Raw genomic sequence first — 23719 nt, forward strand, 5'->3', positions numbered from 1 at the left:
GGCGATTTTCGCAAGTTTGAGAGGGAGGCTTCGATGACCCGTACGCCCGGTTTCAACACGCTCGCCGTCCATGCCGGCGCCAAGCCGGACCCGGCGACCGGCGCGCGCGCCACGCCGATCTATCAGACCACCTCCTATGTCTTCGATGACGCCGACCACGCCGCCTCGCTGTTCGGGCTGAAGGCCTTCGGCAACATCTATACCCGCATCATGAACCCGACGCAGGCGGTTCTCGAGGAGCGTCTCGCCGCGCTCGAAGGTGGCACTGCCGCGCTGGCCGTCGCCTCCGGCCACGCCGCCCAGGTCATCGTCTTCCACAATCTGATGCGGCCGGGTGACAATTTCGTATCTGCCACAAAGCTTTATGGCGGCTCCATCAACCAATTCGGCCACGCCTTCAAGAATTATGGCTGGGAGGTCCGCTGGGCCGATACCAACGATCCATCGACCTTTGAGGGCCAAATCGACGACAACACCAGGGCGATCTTCATCGAAAGTCTCGCCAATCCGGGCGGCATCTTCGTCGACATCGAGAAGATCGGCGACATCGCTCGCAGGCACGGCCTGCCGCTGATCGTCGACAACACGCTGGCCTCGCCCTATCTCGTGCGGCCGATCGAGCATGGCGCCGATATCGTGGTGCATTCGCTCACCAAGTTCATCGGCGGCCACGGCAATTCGATCGGCGGCGCCATCGTCGACGGCGGCACCTTCGATTGGTCGAAGTCGGGCAAATACCCGATGCTGTCGGAGCCTCGCCCTGAATATGGCGGCCTCGTCCTGCACGAGACTTTCGGCAACTTCGCCTTTGCCATTGCCGCGCGCGTGCTCGGCCTGCGCGACCTCGGCCCGGCGATCTCGCCCTTCAACGCCTTCCTGATCCTGACCGGCCTGGAAACCTTGCCGCTCAGGATGCAGCGTCATTGCGACAACGCAGCGAGCGTCGCCGCCTGGCTTTCCAACCATCCGAAAGTCGCCTGGGTGAACTATCCCGGACTGCCGAGCGACAAGAACAATGCGCTGCAGAAGAAATACTCGCCGCAGGGTGCCGGCGCCGTTTTCACCTTTGGCCTCAAGGCCGGCTACGAGGCCGGCGTCAAGTTCGTCGAGGCGCTGGAACTGTTCTCGCACCTCGCCAATGTTGGCGACACCAAGTCGCTGGTCATTCACCCAGCTTCGACCACGCACCGGCAACTGTCCGACGAGCAGAAGGTAAAGGCCGGTGCCGGCCCGGACACGGTCCGCCTGTCGATCGGCATCGAGGACGTCAACGACATCGTCGCCGACCTCGAACAGGCGCTGAGCAAGGTCTGAGCGCGATGTCCGCCTTTCTCGCGGTTGATCCCGAAACTGTCGAGCCGGAGGCCGGCGCGCCGGCCCCGGACCGCTTGATCTCCGGCGATCCGAAATTCCGCACCTGGAATGTCGAGGAGCGGGACGGCAGCCTTTATGCCGGCATCTGGGAAGCGACGCCGGGCAAGTGGCGCATCGTCTATGACGAATGGGAATTCTGCCACATCCTGTCCGGCGTCTCGGTGATCGCCGAAGACGGCGGCGACGCGCGCACGGTCAAGGCCGGCGACAGTTTTGTGCTGCGGCCGGGTTTCAAGGGAACCTGGGAAGTGCTGGAGACGACGCGGAAGGAATATGTGATCAAGCTGTGAAGCGCGCTTGCCGGGCTGTTAGAGCAGCCGGTCGACATCCGCTCCGGAGAAACCGAATCCGGCCATCAGGTCGCGGTGCCACCGGCTTCCAAGCAGGTCGCCCAGACCGTCATCGACACGCCGCCTCAACGCGTCGTTGCCTTTAGCGACCGCAAACGCGCCGGCGGCGGGCAACCGTTCGGACGCGGGAACGTCAATGACATCGGCCAGCGCAGCCGGTCGCCGCGCGATGTAGCCGCGATGCGCCATGGCAACGCTGGCATAGGCCTGCACCCTGCCGATAGCCACCGCCTCCGCTGCCTCGGCCTGCGTGGCGAACACACTGATCCGCTCCGGCGGCACGCCATTCTCAAGGGCCGTCCGATGCTGGATCTGGTTCGATATCACGCCAAGCCTCGCGGAAGGGTGGCCTGCAAGAGAGCGATAGCCCTCAAGGTCGAGCGGGTTGCCCTTGGCAACCATCAAGCCGTCCGGCAGCGACCAGATCGGGCGACTGAAGTCCACCAGCTTGCTGCGCTCTTCGGAGATGAACAGGCCGGTGGTCATGTTCCAGCGGCCGTCGGCCAGTCCCGGCAGCAACTCGGCGAATTCGGTCTCGACGGGCGTGAAAGCCGTCGTTTGGGACATCGCGAAGATCTTCTCGGCCAGCATCGCGTCGCAGCCGCCGACTTTCCCGGATGCATCGGTGAAGCAGAAGGGCGGTTCCTGCAGAAAGGCGAATCTCATTTTCAGATCTTCGGATTATTGCGGTTCAGAAGCGCACCGAGAGCGCTTCCAATCCATGAAAATGATAGGTGTCGCGGAAGCGCGGCTCTTCCGTCAGGCCTAGATCCGGCAGCCGGTCGAACAGCGTCTTCAGCGACACCTGCAACTCCAGCCTGGCCAGCGGCGCGCCGATGCAGAAGTGGATGCCGGCGCCGAACGACACGTTCTTCTGGTCCGTCCGCGCCGGGTTGAATGTGGCCGGTCCGGCGAAAGCCAGCGGGTCGTGATTGGCCATGCCGAGCAGCAGCGCCACCGTCTCTCCGGGCTTGAGCAAAATGCCCGGAGCAGCTTCCATCTCTTCATAGGCATAGCGCAGGAACATGTGCAGCGGCGCATCGTAGCGCAGGCATTCCTCGACCGTGGCGGCATTGGCCTCCGGTGTTGCAAAGAAGCGGCGCCCATCGCCGCCCTGCGCGAGGATCGTTCTCACGGCATTTCCGGTCTGGTGCACAGTCGCTTCGTGCCCTGCGTTGAGCAGAAGGATAGCTGAGGAAACCAGCTCCTCCTCCGAGAGCTTCTGGCCGTTGTCCTGGGCCTCGATCAGCAGCGAAAGCAGATCGTCGTCGGGTCTCTTGCGCCGCTCGGCGACATAGCCGCGCAGGAAAGCCGCGAAATCGTGCGCGGCGCGGTTGGCCGTCTCCTCGGTCTCGCGCGTGCGGCCGTGCATGTACATGGCGACCATCTGATGCGACCAGTCGAGCAGTTGCGGCCCCATCTCGACCGGAACGCCGAGCATCTCGGCGATGATGGTGATCGGCAAGGGCGAGGCGTAAGCGGGCAGAACATCGGCGGAGCCCGGCTCGAAGCGGTCGATCAGCTCATGGGCCAGAGCCTCGATGCGCGGCCGCAGCCGCTCGACCTGGCGCGAGACAAAGGCTCGATTGACCAAAGTTCTCAGCCTAGTATGCACCGGCGGCTCGAGCTCAAGCATCGAATTGGCTTCGATGGCGTCGAAGGCTGTCAGGTGCGAACGGTCGTCGCCAACCCCGCGGCTGTCGGGAATGCCGGCCGGGTTCTGGCGGCCGAAGCGACGATCGCGAAGCAGGCGGTTGACGTCGTCGAAGCCGCCGAAACACCAAAAACCGTAATTCTCCCAGAAGAAGGCGTTCGAAGCGCCGTGCAAGAAGGCGTAGGCCTCATACGGGTTCTGCACAAAGGCAGGTTCATGCGGGTCGAGGCGCAGGCGGCGGCTGACGGGATCGAACGTGAGATAGGGTGGCATCATGTTCGACCAATAGCGCGCCTTGCCGGCCCGATGCCAGACCGCATCGCCGAGCCGGTCGTGCCGATATATTGAGCCAGGCTGGCCGCTGGAGAGGAAGAGCGGGTGGCGCGCCATGGCTCCAGCGGAGCGCTTCAGCGTCCCGTTTTCAGGATACCGGCCACCTTGGTGGCGATCGCGGCATCGAGCGCCTGCCAGTTCCCGAGCAACTCGCGCGGGAAGCGGTAGGTGAGGCTGAGATCGTCGCCGACTTGGATGTCGCGCTCGCAGGGGGCGAGCGATTCCTCGGCAGTTGGGCCGCTCAGGCAGCGGGCGACGAACGGGTCTTTGCCGGGGCGCTCGGCGACCGCCAGGACCTCGTTGAGATAGCCCGATTTCTCGGTGAAGCCGTAGAGCCTTGTACCGCCCGGGCCGGGCGTGCCCGGCGTGACGATCAGGGCGCTGTAGATTGGGGCGAAACGGCCGCTCATGTCGCGCGACATCATCCGCGGCTCGAATGACAGGAAGATGATCTTCCTGGTCGTGACGTGGTTGAAGTCGTCGCGCGCGGCGGTGCTGTAGCCGTCCATTTCGGGATAGCGCAGATAAAGGTCGAAGCGCGAGGCGATGCCGTCGCGCCTGGCCTGGTCGAAGCGGATGAAGTTGGCCGGCACACTGATCACATTGTTGCCCATGACGACCTGGCGCACGGTCGTGTCGTCGGTATAGCCGGCCATGGCGATCGACCGGCCGAGCCATTTGCCGCCGAGACTGATAGCCACTGAAAGCAGGGCGAGCGCCGCGAAGACGTAGAAGACCCGCTTCATCAAGGTCGAGTCGACGACCTCGAATTCCTCCGCGGCGGCTGCCTCTCTCATCGCGATTCCCCGATCCGCTCACCTGTCCTCAGGTGGCACAACTGGCGCGGCATGGCTCTTGCAGCGCGTCGGCACGACTGTGCGGTCTCATGGTAAACGGTTGGTAAAGATGGATCTCATGCTGCTCCCTCTCTACGCTTTTGCGGTCGGCCTGACGGCTTGCGGCCTCGCCGGCTCGGCGATGGAAATCGTCTGCGGCCACCGGCTGGCCTTCGCCGAACCCTATGTCACGCCTGCCCATATTGTGCGCTCGCTCGCGGTGACCGCCTGCGCCGGCCCGTTCATGCTCACCAATGATGCTCTGGCTGCGCGGCGCGAGGGGCGCATCGGCACGCTTGCGCTGCTTTCCTGCGGCTGCACGGCGATTGCGTGGGCACTGGCGCTCGGGATCGTGCTGATCACCATTGCTTCCTGGGCAACGGGTCTCCTAAGCTCCGCCGAATTCTCGGCTTGAGACGAATCGGAGAAAAGATGCCGATCTATGCGATCGACGGGAAGGCGCCCCGGTTCGAGGACGCTGAAACCAATTGGGTGGCGCCCGACGCCACGCTGATCGGCGATATCGCGATAGGCCGCAATGCCGGCTTCTGGTTCGGCGTCGTCATCCGCGGCGACGGTGAACCGATCACCATCGGCGCCGACACCAATGTGCAGGAACATACGGTCATGCACACCGACCCGGGCTATCCGCTCACCATCGGGCAGGGCTGCACGATCGGCCATCGCGCCCTGCTGCATGGCTGTACGGTCGGCGACAACAGCCTGATCGGCATGGGCGCCATCGTGCTCAACGGCGCGAGGATCGGCAAGAATTCGCTGGTCGGTGCCGGCGCTTTGGTGACGGAAAACAAGGCTTTCCCGGACAATTCGCTGATCGTCGGCTCGCCCGCCAAGGTGATAAGGGTGCTGGATGACGCGGCAATCGAGAGGCTGCGGGTATCGGCCGCGCACTATGTCGCCAACGGCAGGCGCTTCAAGGCCGGATTGAAGGAGCTCTGAGAGCGGTTCGGTCTGCCGTTTCGCCTGCGGCCTATTAATTGCGTCTGGACATCGCCTCACGCAGCAGCGACGCGCCCGCTTCGAAACCGGCGTGGTCTGCACCTTCCAGGGCGGTTTCATAATCATCGATGCGCGTCCTGAGCGACGGATCCGCGCCCGACGCCAGCAGCAGGCGGATTGCCTCGGCGTCGCGCAGCGCCACGGCGTAATGCAGAGGCGTCCAGTCGTTGACCCCGCGCATGTTCGGGTCGGCGCCCTGCTCGAGCAGGATTTGGATAAGCTGCAGCCTGTCCGGCCGCTCGGTGGATAGCGCGGCGATGATCGACGGGAAGCCGGCGGGATCCTCGTAATTCGGATTCGAGCCTGCATCAAGCAACGTGGCGATGAAGCCGGTCGGGCTCCAATAGATCGCATATTCCAACGGATGGCCGAGGCCGAGCTCGAACGGCATCCTCTCGTCGTACCATCGTGCGGAGCCGCCCAGCGCCTTGCCAAGCCCCTCGAAATCGCCCGCCTTGAAGGCGTCGTCTATCGCCTTGAACAGCTTGGCGCGCTCATAGCGGTCGTCAGGGATTTCCAGCATCGCCGTCCATCCAAAAATAAACGGCGATATTGCTCCGGTCTGCCGCTACGAGAAAGGCCCGCAGGCGGCGGCAAAAAAAGCGGAGCCGGCCCGGGGACAGGGCCGGCTCCTAAAACCCGGTCGTTGGGGACGGGGAGGGTGGGGACTCGACCGGGCTTTTTCTAGGCACGCCATATGAATGCGGCGTGCTTAATCTCTTCGTGTGTGCCGTTGCCCAAAAGCCCTGCGCATCTTGGGGCAGCATGCATTGGGGTCCTAGCGGACGCTGGCGACCGCGTCCTCGCGGCCGTCGTTGATCGAAACCCAAACGCCTGAATTCTCCGTCGATTGACGTTTGAGGTAGGTGTAGACCGTGTCGTTCCAGGCGAGCACTTTCGGCTCGAGATTGTCGAGGATGAACTCGCCGAGGCTGGTGCGCACCGTCAGCACCGCGTGGCCGTCGCCGTTCGGCTGGCGCACGACCGTCATCAAAAGGTCGCCCGCGGGGACACCGGCGGCCATCAATTCGCGGCGCTTCTCCAGCGCGTAGTCCTCGCAGTCGCCGAAACCGTTGTCGGGATAGGCCCAGTATTCCTCGACCCCGTAGATCTCCATATCGGTACGTGGCTTGACGCGGGTGTTGACCGAATTGTTGACCTTGATCATCGTCGCCCACAGCTTGCGGGTCAGCTCGACAGGAGACCCATTCGGCGTCGTCTCATTGCATTCGATGGGGATACGCTGGCAGAGTTCATAATGGCCGACGGGCTGGGTGGTGCGGCCACCCGTATGCATGAACAGCGGTCCCGCGCTTGCCGTGCCCCAGGCCGAAAGCTGCATCGCCATTGCCAAGAGCAACAGCTTGCCCCTCGTCATTTTCATTATGGTAGTCTCCCCGTTTGAGAGAGACTGTGCCACGTTGGGATTTATTTGACGCAAAAACCGGAAGTAGAGATTGAGTAAAACGCCCGTAGATTAAATATAAAATTTGAACTATCTCGACTGCGGATTGTTGAGAATCTAAACCGGCCGCCGCACCCGGATCACGTGGCGTCTCGACATGCCGCCCGGCTGCTGGAAGGCTGATCCGGCCAACAAAAAACCGGCCGCTGGGGGCCGGTTGGATGCATGTCCGCATTCTAAGCGGTCAGGTCCGCGGCGCGTTGAATTCCGAATCCAAGGTTTCCGGCCGCTGGATGACGGCGAACTCAATGGCGACGCCGTCCTCGAAGTGACGCACAACCTGGCCGCGCATCGTTCCCAGCATGACCTGCACGCCGATTGCTGGTTTGACGTCGATCTCGATCGCCGCGCCCGAGAGCGACAGGTCGATGATGCGGCACTGATACTGTCGCCCGTCGGTGAGCTGCAGCACGCTCATCGGGTTGCGCGGCGCGACGCGCTCGTGGCGACGGTCTTCCGGCAGGTCGAGCTCATGCTTGTTTGCAAGCCAGGTGAGCTGCGCGGCGAGCTTGTCCTTCTTGCGGTCCGAAGCGATGACGGTCATGGCGAAACCGTCCTGCGAGGTGCGCGTCACGATGCCTTCGATGCGACCGATGTGATCGATATAGGCAATGACCTTTTCCCCCGGCATGCCGACGCGATCGGTGCGCAAGGCGACATTGCCTGGCGACATGTCTATCACCTGGCACGCGTGTTCCGTGCGGTCCTCCAGCATGAAGCGTCCGTAGATTTTCACCCGGACACGCTGAAAATTGCGCCGCTCCACACGGGACGGCGCAAATTCCGCCGCTGACCTCATGACTGCCTACACCCCGTTGGCATTCCGCGCGACGTGCGAGGAATTTCACCGGAAAAAGCTACAGCAAAGCAGGTTAACAAACGGGAAAAAGCCGGCCCAAATGGGCTGGGGGCGGCCCCCCACGCAAGGCAAAGGCCTGGACCAGATTCGGGGCAAAATCTCGCGATCCGCTCTACTCGTTGCGCCCGCCGTCGAAGACGACGAGATGCCGTATCCGGCGTACGCGGCCGAGCGCCGAAATGGTCTCGGGCGCGTCGAACTCCGTCGGCACGAGCGACGGAACATCGATCGCCGGCCGGTTCTTCAGGAACATCGGGTCCTTGTCGGGATCGATGACCCGGATCGCGTCGATCAGGGCGTCGGCGAGCGGGTCGGCACCAAGCCAGAACGGCCGATCCGCGGCGCTGACGATGCCGAGGCAGCGAGGGCTCTCGACGCCGCCATCGAGCGGCAGCGCCAGCAGCTCGAACTTGCTGGAACGACCGTTTCGGCTGAATCCTTCATAGGTCAGAAGCAGCACCGACTTCTGATCGAAGACGCCGTGGATAAGACGCGACATAAGCCGCTGGTCCTTCTCGCGCCAGAGCGAGGGGAAGGAAAACCCTTTGAGCTCGCGGCCGTAATAGGCGCAGAGCCTGGTGCCGGCCAGCCGGAACACGGCCTCTCCGCGTGTGTCGCGCTCCAGGATGAACGTATCGGCCAGGAGCGTCTTGATGTCCGCCGGCTCCACTTCCGAGCGTTTCGGAGCCGGGCGGCCATCACGCAGCCGGTTCCAATATTGGAACAGCGCGATTGATCCGTTCTGATTCATTTCCATTCCGCTCCGGCAATCTGTCTTTCTTGTTGTCCCATCGGCGAACAGACAGGGCGCCCTCCGATGACTTTCATGCGGTGCGGAGCAGGATGCGTGCCAGCATCGTTAACGTTTGTTCACGTCTCGGGGTCGTTAAGGTTAACAAGTGGTTTACGTTGCACGCCGTTGGGACCTGTGGCACATCAAAACCACTCCAAAACGGTCGTTTCAGCAGCGATCGGCAGCACTTCAGTCAGTTTTCGGGGAGCAGGGGACTCGACCGGCCGTTCAGGGAAACCTGGACGGCTTTCTTTTGATTCGCGTCGCCGATCCAGGCCTATCCGATTCAGCTTGAGCGATTCGCGATTTGTGATTCGATCAGGCGTGAACTACATGCTCGGCCGAAATCGAGTCTCCAGCCAGCTGCGAAGAGGCCATGAGCGAGCCGGTAACACCGACCGAATCCGAAATGCAACCAGACGACGAAGCGCCGGAGCCGCGCCGCGAGCCGGTGTTCAACTTGCCGCCGGTTGTGCTGGCGGTGATGGGGATCTGCGGGATCGTCTTCCTGCTAGAGCGATATGTGCTGAACGACGACCAGCAAATAACGCTGCTCTACGACGGAGCCTTCATTCCGGTGCTCTACACCGGTCAATACGGCTTCGACTGGTTCTTGTTCACGCGCCCCTTCACCTATGCCTTCATGCATGGGGGCCTCGCCCACATTGCCGTCAACATGGTCTGGCTTGCCGCTTTCGGCTCACCGCTCGCCAATCGTTTCGGCGCGGCCCGATTTGCGGTGTTCTACGCCGTGACCGGGCTGGCTTCGGTCGCGCTGTTCTGGGCCATGCACCCTTATGGCGAGATGCCGCTGGTCGGCGCTTCGGGCGCGATCTCGGGCATGATGGGAGCGGCGGCGCGCTACGGCTTCCGGATCGATCGCTCGTCAGGCCAGGCGGCCTTCGCCGGCGAGCCGTTGCCGATCGCAATCGTGCTGCGTTCGCGCGGCGTCATGACGTTCCTCGGCGTCTGGATGGTGATCAACCTCGCGACCGGCCTTCTCGGCTTTGCGCCGGGGATCGAAGGACAGATCGCCTGGGAAGCCCATATCGGCGGCTTTGTCGCAGGCTTTTTCGGCGTGCGTTTTTTCGATCGGCCCCAGCCGTCCGAGTAGCCCTGCGGCGCACTTGAAATGCAACCAATCACGGCGCACCATGTTCACCGGAACGTGAATGCCGGTCAGGGCAGGAGCCGGCGGGCAAGGCACAGGAGGACGCCATGACTGTGAAGGCAATTCTTGAGCAAAAAGGCCATGACGTGTTCACACTCGGGCCTAATGAAAAGCTGAGCGAAGCCATTCGCATCCTGACCGAGCATAGGATCGGCGCGCTGGTCATCACCAATGGCGACCGCAAGATCGTCGGCATCCTTTCCGAGCGCGACATCGTGCGAGTGCTGGCCAGGGAGGGCGCGGCCGCGCTCGATATTCCGGTCCGATCGGCCATGACGCCGAAGGTCAAGATCTGCAACGAGAACCACACGGTCAACGAGGTCATGGAGATCATGACGAAGGGTCGCTTCCGCCACCTGCCGGTGGAGAAGGACGGGATGCTCGACGGCATCGTGTCGATCGGCGATGTGGTCAAGCGCCGGATCGAGGATGTCGAGCGCGAGGCTGAGGAGATCCGGGCCTACATCGCCACCGCCTGATACAGGCGGAAAGGAGCCGCCAGCACAGCCCGTGGGCTTACAAGCGCAAGCTGCCTGGAGGCCTGCGCGCGGCTTTGGACTTGTCTCAAGGAACGGTTTGCACTAGCGAGTGATGCGATTTTCGCAACGCGATAAGCAAAATCGCGCCAGCCACAAATGCGACCCATAGGCCTCCATGAGCATCATCGATACCCGCACGCCCGACCCGAAACGCCTGATCTCCGGCGCCACCGGCGACTGGGAAATCATCATCGGGCTCGAAGTGCATGCGCAAGTGACGTCCGAGGCAAAGCTGTTCTCCGGCGCCTCGACCTCTTTCGGCGCGGCGCCCAACGCCAATGTCAGCCTGGTCGACGCGGCGATGCCCGGCATGCTGCCGGTGCTCAACGAGGAATGCGTCAGGCAGGCGATCCGCACCGGGCTGGGCTTGAAGGCCGCGATCAACCAGAAGTCGGTCTTCGATCGGAAGAACTATTTCTACCCGGATCTGCCGCAGGGCTATCAGATCTCGCAGTACAAGCAGCCGATCGTCGGCGAAGGCAAGGTGATCGTCTCGGTCGGGCCGGACCGGCAGGGCGAGTTCGAGGACATCGAGGTCGGCATCGAGCGCCTGCATCTGGAGCAGGATGCCGGCAAGTCTATGCACGACCAGCATCCGACAATGTCCTATGTCGACCTCAACCGGTCCGGCGTTGCGCTGATGGAGATCGTCTCCAAGCCGGACATGCGCTCCGCCGACGAGGCCAAGGCCTATGTCAGCAAGCTGCGCACCATCATGCGCTATCTCGGCACCTGCGACGGCAACATGGACGAGGGTTCGCTGCGCGCCGACGTGAATGTCTCGGTGCGCCGCCCGGGCGGCGCCTTCGGCACGCGCTGCGAGATCAAGAACGTCAACTCGATCCGCTTCATCGGCCAGGCCATCGAGTCCGAAGCGCGCCGTCAGATCGCCATCCTCGAAGACGGCGGCGCGATCGAGCAGGAGACGCGCCTGTTCGACCCCAATAAGGGCGAGACGCGCTCGATGCGCTCCAAGGAAGAGGCGCATGACTACCGCTATTTCCCCGACCCCGACCTTCTGCCGCTGGAATTCGACCAGGCCTACGTCGATGATCTGGCACAGCATCTGCCGGAACTTCCGGACGAGAAGAAGGCGCGGCTGATCGGCTCGCTCGGCCTCTCGCCCTACGACGCCTCGGTGCTGGTGTCGGAAAAGCCGATCGCCGACTACTTCGAGAAGGTGGCCTCGGGGCGCGACGGCAAGCTTGCCGCCAACTGGGTTATCAACGACCTCCTGGGCGCTCTCAACAAGGCTGGCAAAGATGTTGAAAACGCTCCGGTTTCGCCTGAGCAGCTCGGTACCGTCGTCGACCTGATCAAGGAAGGCACGATCTCCGGCAAGATCGCCAAGGATCTGTTCGAGATCGTCTGGAACGAGGGCGGCGATCCGCGCCACCTCGTCGAAAGCCGCGGCATGAAGCAGGTGACCGACACCGGCGCCATCGAGAAGGCGGTCGACGAGGTCATCGCCGCCAATCCGGACAAGGCCGAGCAGGCGCGCGCCAAGCCGACCATGGCCGGCTGGTTCGTCGGCCAGGTGATGAAGGCGACCGGCGGCAAGGCGAACCCGCAGGCGGTCAACGAGCTGGTCAAGGCCAAGCTCGGCATCGAATAGAGCGATGTTCGTCCGCACCGCCAGCGAGCGCGATCTTGTTGCGATCCGCGCGCTGCTGGTCGAGACGTGGCATGCGACCTATGACGCCATTTACGGCGCCGAGCATGTAACGGCGATCACCGACGACTGGCATTCTCTTGCTTCGCTCAAGGCGCAGCTGGCCCGGCCGAATTCCGAATTCCTGGTCGCTGACGATGGCAAGCGGCTTGGCGGCATGGCTTTCGCGGCCGCGACTGCCGACCCGAAGATCGTCCTTCTGAACCAGCTCTACGTATCTCCGGATTGTCAGCGGCAAAGGATCGGCCAGGCGCTGCTCGACGAAGTCGAGGCCAGTTTTCCGCAGATGCGGACGCTGCGTCTCGAGGTCGAGCAGGTGAATGCGGCGGCGATCGCCTTCTACGAGGCCAACGGATTTCGGACGGCAGGCAGGACAGCGGATTGCGGCGGCAGTTCGGGATGGCCCGCGCTCATCCTGGAGAAGCGGCTCGGCTAAAGCGCCGGCGGAGCGGCAGGGATTTCCACATTGTCGATCAGCCTGGTGGTGCCGAGCCAGGCCGCCGCGAGCAAGCGCCCGTCGCGGTCCCGCCGCCAGGGCGCGAGCGCTGCGGCCTCCCGCGCGGCGACGTAGTCGACCTTCCGAAAGCCCGCGCTGACGAGCGCTTCCGCAGCCGCATTCACCGCACGTGCCTGATCCGCGCCGGACGCGAGTTCGGCCGCGGTCTGACGCAGAACCACGTTGAATTTGCGCGCGATCTCGAGCTCGGCCGCGCCGAGATAGGCGTTGCGCGACGACATGGCGAGGCCGTGGGAATCACGCACGGTCGGCGCGCCGACGATCTCGACCGGCAGATCGAGATCACGGCACAGCTGCCTGACAACGCAAAGCTGCTGGTAGTCCTTCTCACCGAACACGGCACAGTCGGGCGCTGCCTGCAGGAAAAGCTTGGCCACGACAGTGGCGACGCCGTCGAAGAAGGCGGGCCGAAAATCCGTCTCCAGGCCGGAGGAGGGGCCTCCGACCGAGATTTTGGTGGCGAAGCCGGCCGGGTACATTTCCGCCACGCCTGGCGTGAAGGCCAGATGCACGCCTGCTTCCCGCAGTTGGTCGAGATCGCGGGCCAATTGGCGCGGATATTTGTCCAAGTCCTCGGTCGGCGCGAACTGGGTCGGATTGACGAAGACGGAGACGACGCAGCGCTCCGCCTTTTCGAGCGCGATCCTGACCAGCGAGATGTGGCCGTCATGCAGCGCGCCCATGGTCGGCACCATGGCGATCTTGAGGCCAGCCCGGCGCCAATCCCCGATCTGCGCGCGGAGGGCCGCAACGCTCTCGACGACGATTGGCCCGCTCATGCCTGGTCCTTGCCCGATGCGGCCGAAAAAACGTGGTCAGGTCCTGGAAATGCGCGGCTGCGCACCTCGTCGGCGTAACGAGCCGCCGCATCCGCAATGGTGTCGCGCAGCTTTGCGTATTCCTTGACGAATTTCGGCACGCGGTCGACGGTCATGCCAATCATGTCGTCTACCACCAGGATCTGGCCGTCGCAGTCGCCGCTGGCGCCGATGCCGATGGTCGGGATCGCGATATGGCGGGTGAGATCCGAAGCCACCGCCTCGACCGTGCCCTCGATGACGACCGAGAAGGCGCCGGCCTTTTCGACCGCTTCGGCGTCGCGAAAAAGGGCGGCGACGTTTTCCCTGCTCCTGCCCTTGATCTTGTAGCCGCCCTCCTTGTCCACCGACTGCGGCTGCAGGCCGATATGGCCCATGACCGGGATGCCTTCCGCGACGATTGCAGCGATCTGCGCGGCCATGTCGACCCCGCCCTCGAGCTTCACTGCCTGGCAGCCCGTCTCGCCGATGATGAGCCTTGCCGAGGCAACGGCTTGCGCCACCGAGTCCTCGTAGCTGCCTGCCGGCATGTCGACCACCACACAGGCCTTCGCCGAGCCGCGCATCACCGCTTGTCCATGCGCGATCATCATCTCCAGCGAAGCGCCGAGCGTCGTGGCATGGCCATGCAGCACCATGGCGACGCTGTCGCCGACCAGAAGCAGGTCGACATGCGGATCGAGCATGCGCGCAATCGGATAGGTGTAGGCGGTGAGACACACGATCGGCACGCCGTCCTTGCGACGGCGAATGTCTTCGGCGCCGATCCGATTGCCGGTGGATCGTTCTGGGGCCAATCGTCACCTCCCTCAACCGGCGCGGGCCGGCCGCCAGCTTTGCCGGGCGTGCGAGCTTTAGAAACTGCGCAAACGCTTGGCAAGCCGAGGTGGCGATATCTCCACGCGTGTATCGATTTAGCGAACGAAGCATTTACATCGCAGACTGGGCAAAACCCTTGCCTTCGCGTTGACCTGACGCCATAAGCAGGAAACGGCGCGGCCGCTGCCGCAACGAGGATCTGGATGAAGACTTTCCTGCTGCAGTTTTTCACCTGGTGGAACAGCCAGACGCTTGGCACGCGCTTCCACACTTGGCGCTTCGGCAACAAGGTCGGCGAGGACGAGGTCGGCAACGTCTATTACGAGGGCGGCATCGATTCGGAAGGTCGCACCCGCCGCTGGGTCATCTATCGTGACTATTCCGAAGCCTCGAAGATCCCTCCAGGCTGGCATGGCTGGATGCATCATCGCGTAGACACGCCTCCGTCTAGCGAAAGCTATAAGGCTCGTGATTGGCAGAAGCCGCACCGGCCCAACCTCACAGGAACGCCGAGCGCCTATCGCCCGCAAGGTTCCATTCTGACCAACCAACATCGCCCGCAAGTCACCGGCGACTACGACGCTTGGACGCCCGGTTCGTAAACGCGTTTTCGGTCTTTTGTCGCCACAATTGGCGTTTAGCTGCTTGCTGATAGCGCAGCCCTGACTAGCCTTGGGCGATTGAGAGAATCACCCGGGCGCAACCACCGGTATCCCTGCATGAACTCTTTCGGCCGACTCTCGACGGGACTGTTCGCGGCAGCGTCCGTTCTGGCTGCCTCGACGCCAGGGTTCGCCGCCGCGCAGACACCGGCGGCGCCGGCGGTTTCCGACCGCATCACCAATCCGGTCGCCGAATTCGCCGGCATCGACAAGATCACCGGCCGCATCATCACCTTCGACGTCTATATCGACGAGACGGTGCAGTTCGGCGCCCTGCAGGTGACGCCGCGCGTCTGCTACTCTCGGCCCGAGACCGAACAGCCGAAGACCGATTCCTTCGTCGAGGTCGACGAGATCACGCTCGATCGCAAGATCCGCCGTATCTTTACCGGCTGGATGTTCGCCGAAAGCCCCGGTCTCAACGCGGTCGAGCACGCCGTCTATGACGTCTGGCTGAAGGGCTGCAAGCAAAAATCGGACGTGCCGCCGCCGACCGCCGCCAAGGCCGATACGGGCAAGCCGAAGACGAATACCGCCAAGCCGAAGCCGCCTGCCGAGGCAGCGCCTGAGCCGTCGGACGCGGCGCCCGCGCCGGATGGCGCCGACACCACAGACACGAACTGATCTCGGAACTCTCGGAACCCTCTTTTTCGCAATCCGTTGGATAAACGGTGATGGCGACGGGAGATTTCCATGGCAACGATCAGGCCGATCACTGCCAGCACGAAAGAGCTTCTCGATATCGAGAAAGGCTTCTGGACTGGCGATTCCGCCTATTTCGCGGCCCACGCCGATGTGGATTGCCTCGTCGCCTTTCCGGAGATGGCGCAGGCGATGACCAATGCCGATCTGGCCAAGACCGCCACCAAGCCCAATCGCTGGCGCGATCTCGACATTCGGCTGAAAGGCATGGTCGAACCCGGCAGCGATATCGTCATGCTAACCTACGAGGCGCGCGCGACGCGGGAAAACGGCGAGCCCTATGCCGCTCTCGTCAGCACCGGCTATGTTCATCGCGCCGATGGCTGGAAGATGATGTTTCATTCCCAGACGCCAATCGAAACTGCGAGCGGGTGACCGCTTACCTCAGGGATAAAAGACCGCGTCGCCCTTCAGGGCCTCGGCCAGCATTTTTTCGTAGCGGCTGCGCGGCACGTCGATGGCGCCGAAGCGCTTCAGGTGCTCGGTGGTGAACTGCGTGTCGAGCAGCGCGAAACGGCGTTCGTTCAGCCGCTCGACCAGATAATAGAGGCAAGTCTTCGAGGCGTCGGTTTCCCGGGCGAACATGCTTTCGCCGAAGAAGACGCGCCCGAGTGACACCCCATAGAGACCGCCGGCCAGCCGGCCCTCGCGCCACGCCTCGACGGAATGGCAGTGGCCCAGCCGATAGAGCTCGACATAGGCTTCGCGGATCGGCGCATTGATCCAGGTCGAGCGGCGCTCGTCGCGCCTTTCCGCGCAGCCGTCGATCGTCGCCTCGAAGTCGAAATCGTAGCGGATGTCGAAAGGGTGCCTGCGGATCGTCTTCTTCAGACTGCGTGGCGTGTGGAATCCGTCGAGCGGGATGATGCCGCGCGTCTCCGGCCGCACCCAGAACACTTCCGGGTCGGTGGCGCTCTCTGCCATCGGGAACACGCCCGAGGCATAGGCTTTCAGCAGCAGGTCGGTTGGGATGCGGTAGCCGGGCGCGTAGGGACGAGTCATTGCGCCATTATAACCGCAAGATCCTATTCCTCCTTGGCCAAATATTTCTCGAGCCAGTGGATGTCGTAGTCGCCGTTGGCGATATCCGGATTGCCGACGAGGTCGCGGAACAGCGGCAGCGTCGTCTTGATGCCGTCGACGACGAATTCGTCGAGCGCCCGGCGCAGCCGCATCATGCATTCGACGCGGTTGCGCCCATGCACGATCAGCTTACCGATCAGGCTGTCGTAATAGGGCGGGATCCGGTAGCCGGAATAGACGCCGGAATCGACGCGGATGCCGAGGCCGCCCGGCGTGTGGAAATGCGTGATCGTACCGGGCGACGGCGTGAACGTGCGCGGATCCTCGGCGTTGATGCGGCACTCGATGGCGTGGCCGTTGAACTTGATGTCTTCCTGCTTGACCGACAGTCCGCCGCCGGAGGCGACACGGATCTGTTCATGCACGAGGTCGATGCCGGTGATCGCTTCGGTCACCGGATGCTCGACCTGCAGGCGTGTGTTCATCTCGATGAAATAGAATTCACCGTTCTCGTAGAGGAATTCGATCGTGCCGGCGCCGGAATAGCCAAGATCGGCGATCGCCTTGGCGCAGATGCCGCCGATGCGCGCACGTTCCTCGGCGTTGAGGGCCGGTGAGTTCGCTTCCTCCCACACCTTCTGGTGGCGGCGTTGCAGCGAGCAGTCGCGCTCGCCGAAATGCACGCCGCGTCCGGCGCCGTCGCCGAACACCTGCAATTCGATATGGCGCGGCTTTTCCAGATATTTCTCGATGTAAACGGCGTCGTCGCCGAAGGCAGCGCCGGCTTCTGATCTGGCGGTCTGCAGCGCCACTTCGAGGTCGGCTTCGGTGCGGGCGACCTTCATGCCGCGGCCGCCGCCGCCGGCCGAAGCCTTGATGATCACCGGATAGCCGATCGCGGCGGCAATGCGCTTTGCTTCCTTCTCGTCGCTGATCGCGCCGTCCGAACCAGGCACCACCGGGATGCCGAGGCGCTTTGCCGTGCGCTTGGCTTCGATCTTGTCGCCCATGATGCGGATATGGTCGCCCGAAGGGCCGATGAAGGTGATGTTATGGGCGGCGAGGATATCGGCGAACTTGGCGTTTTCTGACAGGAAGCCGTAGCCCGGGTGCACGGCATCGGCGCCGGTGATCTCGCAAGCGGCGACGATCTGGTGAATGTTGAGATAGCTTTCGCGCGACGGCGGCGGGCCGATGCAGACGCTTTCGTCGGCAAGCCGCACATGCATGGCGTCGGAATCGGCCGTCGAATGGACCACCACCGTCTGGATGCCGAGCTCCTTGCAGGCGCGCAGCACCCGAAGCGCGATTTCGCCGCGATTGGCGATGAGGATTTTTTGGAACATCTGCCCGCTGTTCCCGGCTCTACTCGATGACCACGAGCGGCATGCCGTATTCGACCGGCTGGGCGTCCTCGATCAGGATCGCCGTCACCGTGCCGGCGCGCGGCGAGGGAATCTGGTTCATCGTCTTCATCGCTTCGATGATGAGCAGCGTCTGGCCTTCCTTCACCTTCTGGCCGATCTCGATGAACGCCTTGGCGTCGGGCGAGGGCGCGAGATAGGCGGTGCCGACCATCGGCGAGGGCACGGCGTTCTTGGAAGGATCGGCTGCCGTCGCGGGCGCGGCCGCTCCCGCCTGAGCCGGCCCGGCAACCGCCGCGGACGGCATAGGAAGCGGAGCAGCGACCGCGTGGACGGCCTGAGACTGACGCGACACGCGCACTTTCAGATCGCCGAGCTCGACCTCGATCTCGGTCAGGTTGGTGTCGTTCAGTATGCCCGCCAGGTCGCGGATCAGCTGTTGGTCAACACCGTTCTTCTTTATCGACATTTTCGAGCCTTCTGTTTGGGAGCCGGTCACAGGCGCGCCGCCAGTGCCTGCAGCGCAAGCGTGTAGCCGAGTGGCCCGAACCCGCAGATCATGCCGACGGCGACCGGCGCGACCATGGAGACGTGGCGGAAAGGCTCCCGCGCGTGGATATTGGAAAGATGGACCTCAGCGACGGGCAGCGGCGCGACTGCGCGGATGGCGTCGTGAATGGCAATCGAGGTATGGCTGTAGGCGCCGGGATTGATGACGATGCCTGCGGCCTTTTCACCGGCTTCCTGGATCCAGTCGACGAGATCACCTTCGTGATTGGACTGACGAAAATCGATCTCGAGCCCGAGCGCCGTGCCGGCGGTCTTGCAATCCTCGGCAATGGCGGCAAGCGTCTTGCCGCCATAGATCCCCGGCTCGCGCTTGCCGAGTGCATTGAGATTGGGACCGTTCAGGACGAAAATCGTTTTCAAATATGCCGACCTCTTCGGCGCCGGCCTCAAGCCGGCGCGCCGGACCTCTATAATGGGCATAGCCGCCCGCGAAAAGAGCGCAAGTACGTTCTTTCGCTGTCCACAACAGGCGGAAAACCGCCTGTTGTCGCGACTCGCAATCGCTTAGAGCATGATCCCGAAAACTGTGCAGCGGTTTTCGGAAAAGACCATGCCCAAACCTAGAGCGCGCTCTTGGCCTGCTCGATCTTCTCCGCCAGAACCTGCTGTCCGAGCGCGCCGAACACCACCTCATTTCCGACCACATAGGACGGCGTGCCGGTGATCGACAGCTTGGTGGCGAGATCGTAGGTGCGCGAGAGCGCTTCGTTGATGCTCGGATCCTTCATCTTCTCGCGCAGCTTCGCCTCGTCGGCACCGAGCGAAACAGCGACCTTCATGGCGGTGGATTCGGTGGCACGGCCCTGGCTGCCGAGCAACGCAGTGTGGAACTCGCTGTACTTCTCCGGCATCATCAGATGGAAGGCCATCGAGACCACGCTGGCCTTTTGCGAATCCGGGCTGAGGATTGGAAACTCCTTGAGCACGAAGCGCAGGTCCGGATCGGCCTTGGTCAGCGCCTTCATGTCCTCAATGGCGCGTTTGCAGAAGCCGCAATTGTAGTCGTAGAACTCGACGATGGTGACTTTGCCCTTAGGGTTGCCGACCACGCCGTCGAAGGTGGAGTTGAAGATCTCGTCCTTCGCGTCCTTGATGACGCCGAGTGCGGCGAGCCGCTGCTCTTCCTTCTGCTTGGCCTCGAGCGCGTCCTGGACCTCGAGCAGGACCTCGGGGTTTTTCAACAGATAGTCGCGGATGATGCCTTCGACCTCCTTGCGGTCGATCTTGCTGTCCGCCGAGGCCACCTGGATGGCTTGCGTCGTGTCGGCCCTAGCGGCCTGCGGGCTTCCTGCCACGAAGCCGAATGCCAGCATGCCGAGCGCCACCGCCACGCCGGCGCTGCCGAGCAGGATTGCCTTGTTCATGATCAGTTCCTTCTGCCTGTCCCGGTCCAACCTGGTCGCCGCGCGCGCCCGGGAGGTTCACTTGAGTTTGTTAGATGGCGTGTAGTTTATGATATCCTGCGCGCGAAGCCAGCGGGGCTCGCCGCGCTTCAATTTCTGTTGAGCGCGCATGGCGAAGATCTTCGCGTTCTTATAGTCGGCCGAATAGAAATGGCCCTCCGCCGTCGCAAGGTCGGCGGCCGGGATTTGCCCCAATTCGCCATAGGCTTGAGCCAGATAGCGGTAGGCTACGGAGTTTTCCTTGTCGCGCCCGATCCCGTTGTTGAGCTGCGCCACCGCTTTGTTGATTGAGTCCGGCGTGCCGACCGCCATCAGCGCCTGGCCGAGCGAGACCAGCAGCAAGCCGGACCGCGCCGCGTCGAGGCTCGCCGCTTTGGCATAGGCATCCGCGGCGTCCTTGGGCCTGTTGGCCTTCATCAGGATGTCGCCGCGAAGTTCCTGGAAATAGGGGTTTTTCGGCTGTTCCTTGATCAGCGCCGCGGTTTTCGTCAGCGCGGTGCCAGGGTTGCCGTAGAGATAGGTCTGCTGCGCGTCGCCGTAGCGCGAGGCAAGGCTGGTCGGGTTCTTGCGCATCAGCCGCGCCACCGCCGCCTGGCCTTGCATATAGGCCGCGATCTTGATGCGCATCATGTCATGCCGCTGCTGCAGCGCCGGCGCGTCGACCTGGCTGACATAAGGGCTCGCCTTGACCAGCACCTCGAGATTGGCGATGCGCTCCCGGGGCATCGGATGGCTGATCCGGTAAGGATCGAGCTGGGTGCCCGACAGCGAAAGCGCGCTCTGGAATCGCCCGAAGGTCTTCAGCATGCCCATGCCGGACTGGCCGGTGGCATTCAGGTAGGTGATCGCCGAGCGGTCGGCGGTGATTTCTTCGCCCCGCTGATAGGCAAGGATGCTGCGCTGCGCCATCTCGCCGCCGCCGGCCGCGACGCCCATGCCGGCGCCGGCAAGGCCGCGGCTGTTGGTGGTGGCGCCGGCCACGATCGCGCCCGCCCCGAGCAGCGTGGCGATGATGGCCATGGTCTTGGCGCGATCGAGTTGATCGCGCAGCTTCTGCTGGTGGCCGCCGGCAATATGGCCGGCCTCGTGCGCGATGACGCCGATGATCTCGTTCGGCGTCTCGGCCGTCACCAGCGCGCCGGTGTTGATGAACAGGCGGCGGCCGGTCACGAACGCATTGAAGCTCTGGTCGTTGACGAGAACGATGTCGATCCCGTCATTGGCGAGGCCCGCCGCCTTGAAGATCGGTCGGGCATAGTCGCGCACCAGCGCCTCGATCTCGGCGTCGCGCACCACCGGCACGCCTTGCGCGAAGGCGCTCAGCGAAGTGGACACCGCGACGGCGGCGGCAAGCAGGAGCGTCGCAAATCCGCGCGCGGTTCGCCCTATTGCGGTCGATCTATCCATCATCGTTCGGGTCGGCTCAACATGACAGGTCCACTGGTAGACGAGCGGGCGAAGGATGAAAAGTCGGCGCCATTAACTTCCTGCGCGCTTGTGATCCCCACACCAATCGGGCATTTGTGCGGCGCTGCCGTCGAACTCCCGGCAGTTCCAGGGCAAGCGAGCGATGGTTTGCCTGTGGATTTGCCAACCAAAGGCAGGCTGAAGAGTCAGATGGTCGTTTCGCTTTCACGCCGCGGCGAGGTCGAGCCGTTCCACGCCATGGATATTCTGGCCGAGGCCAACCGGCTGAAGGCGATCGGTATTCCCGTGGTGTCGATGGCAGTCGGCCAGCCGTCGGACCCGGCGCCGGTCGGCGTCCGCGAAGCCGCAGCTCTCGCGCTGAAGCACGGCCGCATCGGCTACACCGATGCTCTGGGCCTGGCGGAGCTGCGCAAGGCGATCGCCGCGCACTATGGCGAGCATTACGGAATTGATGTCGCGCCGGCCCGTATCGCCGTCACAACCGGATCGTCCGCCGCCTTCAACCTGGCTTTCCTGGCGATGTTCGATCCCGGCGACCGCGTCGCCATCGCCGCGCCCGGCTATCCGGCCTACCGCAACATCATGGCCGCGCTTGGCATCGAGATCGTCGAGATCGAGCTTGGCTCGGACGCCTATCTGCATGCCGACCACCTGAAGAGCGCACACCGCGAGAAGCCGTTGAAAGGCGTGCTGTTTGCCAGTCCAGCCAATCCGACCGGCGCGGTCATTCCAGCCGACGAGCTTTCCGCGTTGGTGAAGACCGCAGGCGAGCTTGGCATCGCGGTGATCTCGGACGAAATCTACCACCGGCTGGCCTATGCCGCGCCCGATGTCACTGCACTTGCCTGTGGCGCCGGCGTGACGGTGATCAACTCCTTCTCGAAATACTATTGCATGACCGGCTGGCGCATCGGCTGGATGGTGCTGCCGGAGGAACTGGTGCGGCCGGTCGAGCGCATCGCGCAGAGCCTTTACATCTCGCCGCCGGAACTGTCGCAGGTCGCGGCGATCGAGGCCTTCAATGCCACGCAAGAGCTCGAAGCGGTGAAGGCGCGTTATGCCTGGAACCGCGACCTGCTGATAAAGCGTCTGCCGAAGCTGGGCTTCCCGCTCGCAGCGCCCATGGACGGCGCTTTCTACGCCTTCTGCGATGTCACGCGGCACACCAATGACAGCATGGCCTTCGCGCGCAAGATGCTGGCCGAGGCGCATGTAGCGGCTACGCCCGGCCGTGATTTCGATCCGCTCCAGGGCCATCGCACCATGCGCTTTTCCTATGCCGGCAGCCATGACGACATGGTCGAGGCGCTGGCGCGCATCGAAAGCTGGCTGAAGTAGACGCCATGCCCGAGCTTGAACAGGCGCTGGCGGAAGTGGCCGCCGAAATAAACGAGCGCAGCGATCGTGGCGATGTCGCCACCTATATCCCGCAGCTCGGCAAGGTCGATCCGAAGAAATTCGGCATTGCCGCCGTGACCAATGACGGGCGCATCATCCTTGCCGGCGATGCCGACCAGCCCTTTTCGATCCAGAGCGTCTCGAAGGTGTTCACGCTGACCCTGGCGCTGGGCAAGGTCGGCGATGCGTTGTGGCAGCGTGTCGGCCGCGAGCCGTCGGGCAATCCGTTCAACTCGATCGTCCAGCTCGAGCATGAGAGCGGCATTCCGCGCAATCCGTTCATCAACGCCGGCGCCATCGTCGTATCCGACATCCTGCTTGCCGGCCACCAGCCGCGCGAGGCGATCGGCGAGATCCTGCGCTTCGTCCAATTCCTGGCCGACGACGACACGATCATCATCGACCGCGAGGTCGCGGCCTCGGAACGCGCTACCGGCTACCGCAACTTCGCTCTGGCCAATTACATGAAGTCCTTTGGCAATCTCGACCATGAGCCGGAGCTGGCGCTGGGCGTCTACTTCCATCATTGCGCCATCGCCATGAGCTGCCGGCAGCTCGCCATGGCCGGCCGCTTCCTCGCCAATGGCGGTCGGAACCCGGCGACCGGGCTGTCGGTAGTGTCGACCGAGCGTGCGCGCCGCATCGGCGCGCTGATGCTGACCTGCGGCCACTATGACGGCTCCGGCGATTTCGCCTTCCGTGTCGGCATTCCGGGTAAGAGTGGCGTCGGCGGCGGTATTCTTGGCATCGTGCCGGGCGTCGCCTCGCTCGCCGTCTGGTCCCCCGGCCTCAACGAGAACGGCAATTCCAAGCTCGGCTCCATAGCGCTTGAGAAGCTCGCCAGGATGATGAACTGGTCGATCTTCGCGCCTTAGCAGGTGCTGGGGCGCAAGATTGGAAGGCCAGAAAACGAAAATCCCGCGCCGGGCGGCACGGGATCTTCTGTTTA

At 63.4% G+C, this 23719-nt stretch carries 28 protein-coding genes; 13 read left to right on the forward strand and 15 right to left on the reverse strand.

What is annotated here, in order from left to right; genetic code table 11:
* The first annotated feature begins 33 nt into the window (after nt 1-33).
* The gene (locus CK221_RS17850; protein WP_095778703.1) at nt 34-1314 is read left to right on the forward strand and encodes an O-acetylhomoserine aminocarboxypropyltransferase; all 1281 of its coding nucleotides are present in this window, start codon (nt 34-36) and stop codon (nt 1312-1314) included.
* A gap of 5 nt (nt 1315-1319) precedes the next feature.
* Nucleotides 1320-1664 carry a cupin domain-containing protein gene (locus tag CK221_RS17855; protein ID WP_066989461.1) on the forward strand — a complete coding sequence of 115 codons (345 nt, stop codon included), beginning with the start codon at nt 1320-1322 and terminating at the stop codon, nt 1662-1664.
* A gap of 18 nt (nt 1665-1682) precedes the next feature.
* Here the strand turns inward: CK221_RS17855 and CK221_RS17860 are convergent, their stop codons facing one another.
* The 3 genes from CK221_RS17860 to CK221_RS17870 all read right to left on the reverse strand — a co-directional run bounded on the left by CK221_RS17860 (nt 1683) and on the right by CK221_RS17870 (nt 4508).
* On the reverse strand, nt 1683-2390 hold the full coding sequence (locus CK221_RS17860; protein WP_095778663.1) for a transporter substrate-binding domain-containing protein: 708 nt from the start codon (nt 2388-2390) through the stop codon (nt 1683-1685).
* 25 nt (nt 2391-2415) lie between these two features.
* On the reverse strand, nt 2416-3654 hold the full coding sequence (locus CK221_RS17865; RefSeq protein ID WP_095778704.1) for a cytochrome P450: 1239 nt from the start codon (nt 3652-3654) through the stop codon (nt 2416-2418).
* Nucleotides 3655-3785: 131 nt separating this feature from the next.
* A complete protein-coding gene (locus tag CK221_RS17870) occupies nt 3786-4508 on the reverse strand; it encodes a hypothetical protein (RefSeq protein ID WP_066989466.1) in 723 nt (240 codons plus the stop codon).
* A gap of 109 nt (nt 4509-4617) precedes the next feature.
* On the opposite strand from CK221_RS17870, the gene CK221_RS17875 reads away from it, so the two are divergent.
* Both CK221_RS17875 and CK221_RS17880 read left to right on the forward strand, forming a co-directional pair.
* The gene (locus CK221_RS17875) at nt 4618-4962 is read left to right on the forward strand and encodes a hypothetical protein (protein WP_095778664.1); all 345 of its coding nucleotides are present in this window, start codon (nt 4618-4620) and stop codon (nt 4960-4962) included.
* A 17-nt stretch (nt 4963-4979) separates the two neighbouring features.
* Nucleotides 4980-5507 carry a gamma carbonic anhydrase family protein gene (locus CK221_RS17880; RefSeq protein ID WP_066989470.1) on the forward strand — a complete coding sequence of 176 codons (528 nt, stop codon included), beginning with the start codon at nt 4980-4982 and terminating at the stop codon, nt 5505-5507.
* Between the two features lie 34 nt (nt 5508-5541).
* On the opposite strand, the gene CK221_RS17885 is transcribed toward CK221_RS17880, so the two are convergent.
* The 4 genes from CK221_RS17885 to CK221_RS17900 form a co-directional block, all read right to left on the reverse strand.
* Complete coding sequence (locus CK221_RS17885) at nt 5542-6090, reverse strand: ankyrin repeat domain-containing protein (protein WP_066989472.1); 549 nt, start codon at nt 6088-6090, stop codon at nt 5542-5544.
* A gap of 255 nt (nt 6091-6345) precedes the next feature.
* The gene (locus CK221_RS17890) at nt 6346-6951 is read right to left on the reverse strand and encodes a transglutaminase-like cysteine peptidase (protein WP_095778665.1); all 606 of its coding nucleotides are present in this window, start codon (nt 6949-6951) and stop codon (nt 6346-6348) included.
* Nucleotides 6952-7216: 265 nt separating this feature from the next.
* Nucleotides 7217-7831, reverse strand: coding sequence for a PilZ domain-containing protein (locus CK221_RS17895; protein WP_095778666.1), 615 nt, complete (start codon nt 7829-7831; stop codon nt 7217-7219).
* A gap of 172 nt (nt 7832-8003) precedes the next feature.
* On the reverse strand, nt 8004-8642 hold the full coding sequence (locus tag CK221_RS17900; protein WP_066989886.1) for a PAS domain-containing protein: 639 nt from the start codon (nt 8640-8642) through the stop codon (nt 8004-8006).
* A 418-nt stretch (nt 8643-9060) separates the two neighbouring features.
* On the opposite strand from CK221_RS17900, the gene CK221_RS17905 reads away from it, so the two are divergent.
* The 4 genes from CK221_RS17905 (at nt 9061) to CK221_RS17920 (ending at nt 12502) form a co-directional block, all read left to right on the forward strand.
* Nucleotides 9061-9798, forward strand: a complete 738-nt coding sequence (locus CK221_RS17905; RefSeq protein ID WP_095778667.1) for a rhomboid family intramembrane serine protease — start codon at nt 9061-9063, stop codon at nt 9796-9798.
* A 104-nt stretch (nt 9799-9902) separates the two neighbouring features.
* Nucleotides 9903-10334 (forward strand): CBS domain-containing protein, encoded by a 432-nt coding sequence (locus tag CK221_RS17910; RefSeq protein WP_066989480.1) that lies wholly within the window; start codon nt 9903-9905, stop codon nt 10332-10334.
* Between the two features lie 175 nt (nt 10335-10509).
* The gene (gatB, locus tag CK221_RS17915) at nt 10510-12009 is read left to right on the forward strand and encodes an Asp-tRNA(Asn)/Glu-tRNA(Gln) amidotransferase subunit GatB (RefSeq protein WP_095778668.1); all 1500 of its coding nucleotides are present in this window, start codon (nt 10510-10512) and stop codon (nt 12007-12009) included.
* A 4-nt stretch (nt 12010-12013) separates the two neighbouring features.
* Nucleotides 12014-12502 carry a GNAT family N-acetyltransferase gene (locus tag CK221_RS17920; RefSeq protein WP_095778669.1) on the forward strand — a complete coding sequence of 163 codons (489 nt, stop codon included), beginning with the start codon at nt 12014-12016 and terminating at the stop codon, nt 12500-12502.
* Here CK221_RS17920 and panC read toward each other — a convergent pair.
* Together panC and panB are read right to left on the reverse strand one after the other, a co-directional pair.
* Complete coding sequence (panC, locus tag CK221_RS17925; protein ID WP_095778670.1) at nt 12499-13362, reverse strand: pantoate--beta-alanine ligase; 864 nt, start codon at nt 13360-13362, stop codon at nt 12499-12501. The two genes, CK221_RS17920 and panC, sit on opposite strands and share 4 nt — an antisense overlap.
* Complete coding sequence (gene panB, locus CK221_RS17930; RefSeq protein WP_095778671.1) at nt 13359-14198, reverse strand: 3-methyl-2-oxobutanoate hydroxymethyltransferase; 840 nt, start codon at nt 14196-14198, stop codon at nt 13359-13361. The genes panC and panB overlap by 4 nt, the downstream gene beginning before the upstream one ends.
* A 225-nt stretch (nt 14199-14423) precedes the next feature.
* Here panB and CK221_RS17935 point away from each other — a divergent pair, with 225 nt between their 5' ends.
* The 3 genes from CK221_RS17935 (at nt 14424) to CK221_RS17945 (ending at nt 15959) form a co-directional block, all read left to right on the forward strand.
* The gene (locus CK221_RS17935; RefSeq protein WP_066989491.1) at nt 14424-14822 is read left to right on the forward strand and encodes an NADH:ubiquinone oxidoreductase subunit NDUFA12; all 399 of its coding nucleotides are present in this window, start codon (nt 14424-14426) and stop codon (nt 14820-14822) included.
* 117 nt (nt 14823-14939) lie between these two features.
* The gene (locus CK221_RS17940; protein ID WP_095778672.1) at nt 14940-15506 is read left to right on the forward strand and encodes a DUF2155 domain-containing protein; all 567 of its coding nucleotides are present in this window, start codon (nt 14940-14942) and stop codon (nt 15504-15506) included.
* A 69-nt stretch (nt 15507-15575) separates the two neighbouring features.
* A complete protein-coding gene (locus tag CK221_RS17945; protein WP_095778673.1) occupies nt 15576-15959 on the forward strand; it encodes a hypothetical protein in 384 nt (127 codons plus the stop codon).
* Nucleotides 15960-15968: 9 nt separating this feature from the next.
* On the opposite strand, the gene aat is transcribed toward CK221_RS17945, so the two are convergent.
* The 6 genes from aat to CK221_RS17975 all read right to left on the reverse strand — a co-directional run bounded on the left by aat (nt 15969) and on the right by CK221_RS17975 (nt 21354).
* A complete protein-coding gene (gene aat, locus CK221_RS17950; RefSeq protein ID WP_066989498.1) occupies nt 15969-16586 on the reverse strand; it encodes a leucyl/phenylalanyl-tRNA--protein transferase in 618 nt (205 codons plus the stop codon).
* Nucleotides 16587-16609: 23 nt separating this feature from the next.
* Complete coding sequence (gene accC, locus CK221_RS17955) at nt 16610-17953, reverse strand: acetyl-CoA carboxylase biotin carboxylase subunit (RefSeq protein ID WP_066989500.1); 1344 nt, start codon at nt 17951-17953, stop codon at nt 16610-16612.
* Between the two features lie 19 nt (nt 17954-17972).
* Nucleotides 17973-18440, reverse strand: coding sequence for an acetyl-CoA carboxylase biotin carboxyl carrier protein (accB, locus tag CK221_RS17960; protein WP_095778674.1), 468 nt, complete (start codon nt 18438-18440; stop codon nt 17973-17975).
* Between the two features lie 26 nt (nt 18441-18466).
* A complete protein-coding gene (gene aroQ, locus CK221_RS17965) occupies nt 18467-18901 on the reverse strand; it encodes a type II 3-dehydroquinate dehydratase (RefSeq protein WP_095778705.1) in 435 nt (144 codons plus the stop codon).
* A gap of 200 nt (nt 18902-19101) precedes the next feature.
* Nucleotides 19102-19905 (reverse strand): DsbA family protein, encoded by an 804-nt coding sequence (locus CK221_RS17970; protein ID WP_067321649.1) that lies wholly within the window; start codon nt 19903-19905, stop codon nt 19102-19104.
* Between the two features lie 57 nt (nt 19906-19962).
* Nucleotides 19963-21354, reverse strand: coding sequence for a M48 family metalloprotease (locus CK221_RS17975; protein WP_082980294.1), 1392 nt, complete (start codon nt 21352-21354; stop codon nt 19963-19965).
* Between the two features lie 207 nt (nt 21355-21561).
* Here CK221_RS17975 and CK221_RS17980 point away from each other — a divergent pair, with 207 nt between their 5' ends.
* Nucleotides 21562-22710 (forward strand): aminotransferase class I/II-fold pyridoxal phosphate-dependent enzyme, encoded by a 1149-nt coding sequence (locus CK221_RS17980; RefSeq protein WP_095778675.1) that lies wholly within the window; start codon nt 21562-21564, stop codon nt 22708-22710.
* A 5-nt stretch (nt 22711-22715) separates the two neighbouring features.
* Nucleotides 22716-23645 (forward strand): glutaminase, encoded by a 930-nt coding sequence (locus CK221_RS17985; RefSeq protein WP_067321579.1) that lies wholly within the window; start codon nt 22716-22718, stop codon nt 23643-23645.
* Nucleotides 23646-23719 lie beyond the last annotated feature (74 nt).

Origin of the sequence: Mesorhizobium sp. WSM3868 (assembly GCF_002294785.1) — a bacterium.
Taxonomy (GTDB): domain Bacteria; phylum Pseudomonadota; class Alphaproteobacteria; order Rhizobiales; family Rhizobiaceae; genus Mesorhizobium.